Raw genomic sequence first — 7,469 nt, 5'->3', positions numbered from 1 at the left:
CGCCGCCGCTACTCCAGCACCGCCGTCGCCTCGACCTCCACCAGCAGGTCGGGCTCCCCCAGCGCCGCGACGCCGAGCAGGGTGATCGGCTTGACCGGGTCGACGCCGAGCTTCGCCGCCGCCCGGTCCACCCCCTCGCCCAGCAGCGGCATCTTCTCCGGGCTCCAGTCGACGACGTAGACGGTCAGCTTCGCCACGTCGTCGAAGGTGCCGCCCACCCCGGCCAGGGCGGTGGCGACGTTGAGATAGCACTGCTCGACCTGGGCGGCCAGGTCGCCCTCGCCCACCGGCAGGCCCCCGGCGTCGCGGGCGACCTGGCCGGCGAGGAACACGAGCCTCGATCCGGTGGCGACCGACAGCTGCCGGTAGACCTCGGGCTTCGGCAGCCCCTCGGGATTGACCAGCGTCACGGACATGAACGACCCCTTCCTCGCGCCTCTCCCGGCACTATACATAGCACTGTTATGTATAGTGCCGGCCATGGCACGGACGAAGGACCCGGCAGTGCGCTCCCTGCTGCTGGAACGGGCCGCACACATGCTCCGTACGAGAGCACCCGTCACCCTGCGCACCCTGGTCGCCGGCACGGGCGTCTCCACGATGGCCGTCTACACCTACTTCGGCGGCATGGACGGGCTGTGGCGGGCACTGCGGCAGGAGGGATTCAGCCGGCTGACCGCCGGGCTGGCGGCCGTCGGTCCGACCGCCGACGCGGTGCGCGACCTCGCCGCGCTGGGAGCCGCGTACCTGGTCAACGCGGTGGAGAGCCCCGACCTCTACCGCATCATGTTCGACGCGGGCTTCGACCTCGAAGACCCCGGCGCCGCCGACGAGACCCTGCACTCCCTCGTCCGTACCGTCGAACGGGCCACGGCCGACGGGCGCTTCGCCGCCGGGACCGACCCCCTCGAACTGGCGACGCAGAGCTGGGCCATCGGGCACGGGCTCGCGTCGCTCGTCACCTCGGGCCCGCTGCCGCCCGCGGCGCTGGCCCACGGAGTGCCCATGCTGACGGCCCTGTTCACGGCCGCGGGCGACGAGCCGGGCCGGTGCCGCGACTCCGTCGCGCGGGGCTGGGCCGGCCTGCGGACGGCGGCACCGTGACCGCGCACCCGTGACGCGCCAGGGCACAGACCCTAGTCCGGGCAGTGCGTGCCGCGCGGCAGTTGGTACGGGGCCGAGATGCGGTACGTGCCGGGGCGGGGGGCGTGCAGGCGGGTCCACTCGCCGGCCCTCGTCACGCAGCCCTCCAGGTTGACGTAGAGCTGCCCGCTCTCCGACCACTCCCTGACCCCGTCGACGTCCGCGCCGTCCGACCCGTCGCCCTCCAGCACCTCCGGCGCCTCGACGCCCTCGCCGTCCTCGTCGACCAGCCCCAGCCACGGCGAGAAGGGCACCCGCACCAGCACGGGCCCCGCGTACTTCACGTCGATGACCAACTCGCCCTCGTCCGCCCGCCGCACCTCCGCGGGGGCCTCGACGAGCGGCGTCGGGTCGTTCACCCGGAACAGCCGCCAGTTCGCGTCCGCCCAGATCTCCGTCAGGTACGGCTGCCCCGCGGCGACGATCTTCGCCTCCTCGTGCGCCCCGGTGTCCGGCCGGTCCTCCACCGGCAGCACCACATACCGCACCGCCCAGTTCTTCAGCCAGGCGTGGTACGTCGTCGGGGTCAGGCTGCCGTCGTAGAAGATCTCGTGCCGGTCCAGGTCCGCCTGCCGGTTCCAGCCCCGCGCCAGGCTCACGTACGGCTGGAGCGCGGATGCCTCCCGGTGGCTGCGTACGGGCACGACCTCGACCCGGCCCGCCTCCGCGTCCACCTGCTGCAACTGGTCCACCAGCGGCGCCAGCTCGCGCGTCCAGGCCGCGGTCGGGCTGGTGAGCACGAGGTCGACCACGGGCTTGACGACCACCCACACGGTGATGGACGCGAACGCCAGATACGCCGCCGCCACGGACCGCATCAGCCGCGGCGCCGCGGGCCGCGGCCCCGTCTGCGCGATGACCAGCAGCACCGTGCCGCCGAAGATCAGCGCAAGCCGCTCGATGTTGCTGCCGACCGGCGAGGGGATGACCCACGCGCCGAGGGTGCCGAAGAAGTAGAGCGCCGCGCAGATCCGGACCGTACGCCACGACTCCGGCGCCATCAGCCAGATCAGCGCGGCGGTGATCATCGGCGCCACCGCGGAGATCCACGGCATCGGCATGTTCCCCTGGAACGGGAAGAGCCAGCTCGACAGCGCGACGACTACCGGCGGCGCCGCCCCGAGCAGATACGCCTCGGTGCGCCGCTTCTGCAGGAACAGCCCGGTGGCGACCACCCCGGCGAACAGCCCGGCCACCGGGCTCGCCGCCGTCGCCAGCATGCTGGACAGCACGATCGCGGTCCCGCGCCAGCCGCCGATCCGCCGCCGGCCCTTCCCGCCCGCGCCGGTCCCTTCGTCCTCGTCCTCGTCGTCGCGGTCGCCCGGGAAGACCAGCACGATCGCGACCAGCGCAAAGAGCAGCCCCAGCGCGAACGTCACGCGGCCCGAGGCCGCGTTGCCCACGAGCGCCACGGCGCCGAAGAGCGACGGCACCAGCGGCCGCGGCACCTGCCGGCAGCGGGCGAGGATCAGCGCGAGCACACCGGCGGACAGGGTGCCGGCGAGCACCATGGTCGTCCGCACGCCGAGCACGGCCATCAGATAGGGCGAGACCACGCTGTACGAGACCGGGTGCATACCCCCGTACCAGGCGAAGTTGTACGCCGTGGAGGGATGCCGGCCGGCGAACTCCGCCCAGGCGTCCTGCGCCGCCAGGTCCCCGCCCTCGTTGGCGAGGAGCAGCAGCCACAGGATGTGCAGGATGCCAGCGGCGACGAGGGTGGTGAGCACGGGGCGCTGGGCGAGCCAGCGCAGGTGGGGCCGCAGTCCCTCGGGCGGGGTGAAGCGCAGCCTGTCGGCGAACGGGGCGCGGGCGGCGGTGGCGTCGCCGCCGTCCTGGTCCGCCGTGCCCTTCTCCGCGGGGGTCGCCGGGTCGTCGGAGTCCGTGGAAGCAGGCTCGGCCCCGCCCGCGGCGGCGCCGGCGGCGGTTCCCTCTGCTGATCGGCTGCCGGCCGCGGCTTCGCGGTCCGGCTGCACGGTGGTCACTGCGTCGACTCCCCGTCTTCCTTTGACGTCCCCGGGGGCGGTGCCAGCGACGCTAGCACGGGCGTACGACGCCCCCGGGCGCTAACCGAGCCTGCTGAGCTTCGCCCCTATGCCAGGCTCCGCCATGTCCTCCGCCAGCGCCACCGGCACCCGCACTTCCCCCTGGCCGGAGCCCATCGTCAGCACCCCGACCGCGTCACCCTTCGCACCCTCGTGCGGCACCTCTCCGGAGCGGTCCGTGCCGAGTTCCAGGCCCACCTTCAGCCCGCCCCAGCCCGGCGCGACGACGTCCTCGGTCGCCACCACCGGCGTCGTACCCCCGAGGCCGTCGTCGACCTCGCCGACGACGTCGCCCTTCTCCACGACGGTCATGTCCGTGAGCGCCTTCTCGCCCGCCGCCATCAGCTGCCGGCCGAACTCCATGGCGGTCGGCAGCTGCGGCACCGCGTACTGCCCGAGGACCGCGCCGACGATGAGCTGCTGCTCCCCCGCGACCTTCTTCTCGGTGGCGAAGAGGAAGTTGCCGCCGGCCTTGGTGGTCGAGCCGACCTTGATGCCGATGCCGTGCAGCGGAACCATCTTGTTGCTGTTGTCGTGGTCGTCGCCGCGGCTGTCGGTGTAGACGGGCATCGCGACGATCTGCTTGAACAGCGGGTCCTTCATCGCCGCCTTGCCGAGGATCACCTGGTCCTCGGCGGTGGAGACGGTGGTGTCCTTCAGGCCGCTGGGGTCGGTGTAGGTGGTGTTCTCCATGCCGAGTTCCTCGGCGGTCCTGTTCATCTCGTCCACGAACGCCTGCATGTCGCCGTCCGAGTGCCAGCGGGCGAGCAGCCGGGCGACGTTGTTGGCGGAGGCGATGAGCAGGGCCTGCAGGGCTTCCTTCTGGCTGAGCTTCGAGTCCGGGTCCAGCTCGACCGTCGTCTCGCCCTCGGCGCTGAGCGCGGCCTCATCGACGGCGGTGTCGTCGACCGGGATGCCCGGTCCGTTGCCGCCGGGCTTCATGGGGTGGTCGCGCAGGATGATGTACGCGGTCATGACCTTGGCGACGCTGCCGATCGGCACGGACTTCTGCTTCCCGTACGAACCGAGGCTGCCGAGCCCCGCGACGTCTATGGACGCCTGCCCCTCGCTGGGCCAGGGCATCTCGGGGGTGCCGCCCTCGAAGGCGTAGCCGGACTGGGCCGTGAGGGTGAGCGTCGGGGCGGGCAGCGGGCGGAGCATCTGGACCACGCCGAGGACGATCGCGAGCAGGATGACCAGCGGCGTCCAGATCTTCACGCGCCGCACGAGAGTACGGGTGAGGGTCTCGGGCGGCGGCGGGGTGTTGGTCAGCTCGGCGAGCAGGTCGAGCGGCCGCTTCTCCTCGTACGGCGGGAGGGGCTGCTGCTGCGCCGCCCGGGTGGGAGCGGACGCAGCACCGGGTCGTGCACGAGGCCCGCCGCCGCCACCCCGGCCTGCGGCTGATCCGCACCGGTCTGGTGCTGGAGTCGCTGATCCCGTCGGTGCTGGAGCAGAAGGTCACCACGGACGAGGCGTACCGCTCCTGGCGCCTGCTGCTGCACCGCTACGGCACCGCGGCCCCCGGCCCCGCGGGGACCGAACTGCGGATGCGGGTGATGCCGGACGCGCACGGCTGGGCGATGATCCCGTCCTGGGAGTGGCACCGCGCGGGCGTCGACGGCAAGCGCGCGGCGGCGATCGTACGAGCCGTCCGCCGCGCCCGCGCCCTCCAGGCGGCGGCCGGGATGGACCTCGAAGCAGCCACCCGCCGCCTCACCGCCATCCCCGGCATCGGCCCCTGGACGGCGGCGGAGACCCTGCAGCGCGTCAGCGGCGCGGCCGACGCGGTCACGGTCGGCGACCTGCACCTGCCCCGCATCGTGGGCTACACGCTGGTGCGCGAGCGCGACGCGGACGACGAACGCATGCTCGAACTGCTCGCCCCGTACGAGGCCGAGGGCCAGCGCCACCGCGCCACGCGCTACATCTGCCTCCTGGGCCGCATGCCCCCGCGCCGCAAACCGAAGGCCGCCATCCCGGACATAGCCCGCCTGTGACCCCGCCGCACGCGGCGGGGTCCGGCGCCGCCCCGGATCAGGGCAGGTTGCGGGCCATGACGATGCGCTGGACCTGGTTGGTGCCCTCGTAGATCTGGGTGATCTTGGCATCGCGCATCATGCGCTCCACCGGGTAGTCCCGCGTGTAGCCGTAGCCGCCGAGGAGCTGGACGGCGTCCGTCGTCGCCTCCATCGCCGTGTCGGAGGCGAAGCACTTGGCCGCCGCGCCCTGGAAGGTGAGGTCCGAATCCCCGCCGCCGGCGGCGACGCGTTCGGACTTCGCCGCGGCGGCGTACGTCAGCTGCCGGGCGGCCTCGATCTTCATGGCCATGTCGGCGAGCATGAACTGCACGCCCTGGAAGTCCGCCACCGGCTTGCCGAACTGCTTGCGTTCGCGGACGTAGCCCTTCGCGTAGTCGAGGGCGCCCTGCGCGATGCCCAGGGCCTGGGCGGCGATGGTGATGCGGGTGTGGTCGAGGGTCTTCATCGCGGTGGCGAAGCCGGTGCCCTCGGCGCCGATCATGCGGTCCGCAGGGATGCGGACGTTGTCGAGGTAGACCTCGCGGGTCGGGGAGCCCTTGATGCCGAGCTTCTTCTCCGGGGCGCCGAAGGAGACGCCCTCGTCGGACTTCTCGACGACGAAGGCGGAGATGCCCTTGGAGCGCTTCTCCGGGTCGGTGACGGCCATGACCGTGTAGTACTCGGAGATGCCCGCGTTGGTGATCCAGCGCTTGACGCCGTCGAGGACGTAGGAGTCGCCGTCCCGTACGGCGCGGGTCTTCATGCCGGCGGCGTCGGAGCCGGCCTCGGGCTCGGAGAGGCAGTACGAGAACATCGCCTCGCCGCGCGCCAGCGGCGTCAGGTACTTCGCCTTCAGCTCCTCCGAGGCGGAGAGCATCAGGGGCAGCGAGCCCAGCTTGTTGACCGCCGGGATGAGGGAGGAGGAGGCGCAGACGCGGGCGATCTCCTCGATGACGATGACCGTCGCCAGCGCGTCCGCGCCCGCGCCGCCGTACGCCTCGGGGACGTGGACGGCGTGCAGGTCGTTGGTGACGAGCGCGTCCAGTGCCTGCTGCGGGAAGCGCGCCTCCTCGTCCACCTCGGCCGCGAAGGGCCCGATCTTCGCCTCGGCGAGCGAGCGTACGGCGTCGCGGAGCATGTCGTGCTCCTCGGCCGGGCGGTACAGGTCGAATTCGGGCGCTCCTGCCAAGGCTCTCTCCATTCCCGCACATGCTAATTACCGTTAAGTAGTTCCGATGGTATGCCGTGCGCGGCGAGCGGACGTACGTGACGTTGGCGACAGGGGCTCAGGGCGCGGTGCTGCCCAGCCGGTCGGTCGGGTACTTCTCCACGTACCGCGCCATGGTGTCGTTGCGCATGGCCTCCCACAGCGGGTCCCCGGCCTTGTCGTCCAGCAGGACCACCGACTGGCCGTCGATCATGTCGAGCCCCGCGACCGGCGCGTTCATGAACACCAGGTCGGAGGAGCGCACGCCCTTCATGTCCCACATCAGGTCGCGCATCGCGCCGTCGGAGAACCGGTCGTCGACGCTGACCGTGGCGGTCACCGCGTCCAGCAGGCGCTTGACCTTGAGCGGGTTGGAGAAGTTGTCCGCGGACATCGTCTCGGTGAGGACGGCGCGCAGGAAGTTCTGCTGCCGCTGGGTGCGGTCGAGGTCGCCGCGGGGCAGGCCGTAGCGCTCGCGTACGTAGTCGAGGGCGGTGCTGCCGTCCATGTGGTGGGTGCCGGCCGTCCACTCGCCGCCGCCGTTGCGGCGGGGGGTGGTCTCGTCGATGGTGATGTCGACGCCGCCGACGGCGTCGGTGAGCCGCTTGAAGCCGCTCCAGTCGATCACCGCGAGGTGGTCGATCTTGACCTTCGTCATGCGCTGCACGGTGTCGATGAGCAGCGGCGGGCCGCCGTAGGAGAAGGCGGCGTTGAGCTTGGCGTCGCCGCGGCCGGGGATGTTCACCCAGGAGTCGCGGGGCAGGGAGACGACGTAGCCGCCGTCGCGGCCCTCGGGGAGGTGGACGAGCATCATCGTGTCGCTGCGCTGCGCGCCCGGCTGCCAGGCGTGCTCGCCGGCGCCGTCGCCGGTGAGCGGGAGGTCGGAGCGGGCGTCGACGCCGATGAGGAGGTACGTTTCGCCGCCCTTGGACGGCGCCGGCTGGTGCTTCTCGGGGACGTTCGTCGGGAAGGCGTTCGGGATGCGGTCGACGCGGCCGGTGTAGTGCTCGTACGCCCACCACAGGCCCCCGGCGGCCATGAGCACGCCGGCGACGA

The 7,469-nt window shown here is 72.2% G+C and carries 6 protein-coding genes and 1 pseudogene; 2 read left to right on the top strand and 5 right to left on the bottom strand.

The window, feature by feature from the left end; genetic code table 11:
• Window positions 1-8 precede the first annotated feature (8 nt).
• Window positions 9-416, bottom strand: a complete 408-nt coding sequence (locus H5J30_RS11925; protein ID WP_181787409.1) for a RidA family protein — start codon at window positions 414-416, stop codon at window positions 9-11.
• A 64-nt stretch (window positions 417-480) separates the two neighbouring features.
• Here H5J30_RS11925 and H5J30_RS11920 point away from each other — a divergent pair, with 64 nt between their 5' ends.
• The gene (locus H5J30_RS11920) at window positions 481-1,104 is read left to right on the top strand and encodes a TetR/AcrR family transcriptional regulator (RefSeq protein ID WP_181787408.1); all 624 of its coding nucleotides are present in this window, start codon (window positions 481-483) and stop codon (window positions 1,102-1,104) included.
• Between the two features lie 32 nt (window positions 1,105-1,136).
• On the opposite strand, the gene H5J30_RS11915 is transcribed toward H5J30_RS11920, so the two are convergent.
• Both H5J30_RS11915 and H5J30_RS11910 read right to left on the bottom strand, forming a co-directional pair.
• Window positions 1,137-3,128, bottom strand: coding sequence for a DUF8823 domain-containing protein (locus tag H5J30_RS11915; protein ID WP_181787407.1), 1,992 nt, complete (start codon window positions 3,126-3,128; stop codon window positions 1,137-1,139).
• 81 nt (window positions 3,129-3,209) lie between these two features.
• Window positions 3,210-4,406: a D-alanyl-D-alanine carboxypeptidase family protein gene (locus tag H5J30_RS11910; protein WP_309505505.1), complete on the bottom strand. Its 1,197-nt coding sequence runs from the start codon at window positions 4,404-4,406 to the stop codon at window positions 3,210-3,212.
• Between the two features lie 134 nt (window positions 4,407-4,540).
• Here H5J30_RS11910 and H5J30_RS11905 point away from each other — a divergent pair.
• A pseudogene (locus H5J30_RS11905) lies at window positions 4,541-5,185 on the top strand (DNA-3-methyladenine glycosylase family protein); the annotation flags it as partial.
• Window positions 5,186-5,222: 37 nt separating this feature from the next.
• Here H5J30_RS11905 and H5J30_RS11900 read toward each other — a convergent pair.
• Together H5J30_RS11900 and H5J30_RS11895 are read right to left on the bottom strand one after the other, a co-directional pair.
• Entirely contained in the window at window positions 5,223-6,395 is a 1,173-nt protein-coding gene (locus H5J30_RS11900) for an acyl-CoA dehydrogenase family protein (protein WP_309505503.1), read from the bottom strand.
• 97 nt (window positions 6,396-6,492) lie between these two features.
• On the bottom strand, window positions 6,493-7,469 hold a 977-nt coding region (locus H5J30_RS11895), incomplete at its 5' end, for an LCP family protein (RefSeq protein WP_181787405.1).

The sequence above is a fragment of the Streptomyces phytophilus genome, assembly GCF_013870535.1.
Lineage (GTDB): Bacteria > Actinomycetota > Actinomycetes > Streptomycetales > Streptomycetaceae > Streptomyces > Streptomyces phytophilus.
This window is presented reverse-complemented; position numbering and strand designations above follow the sequence as displayed.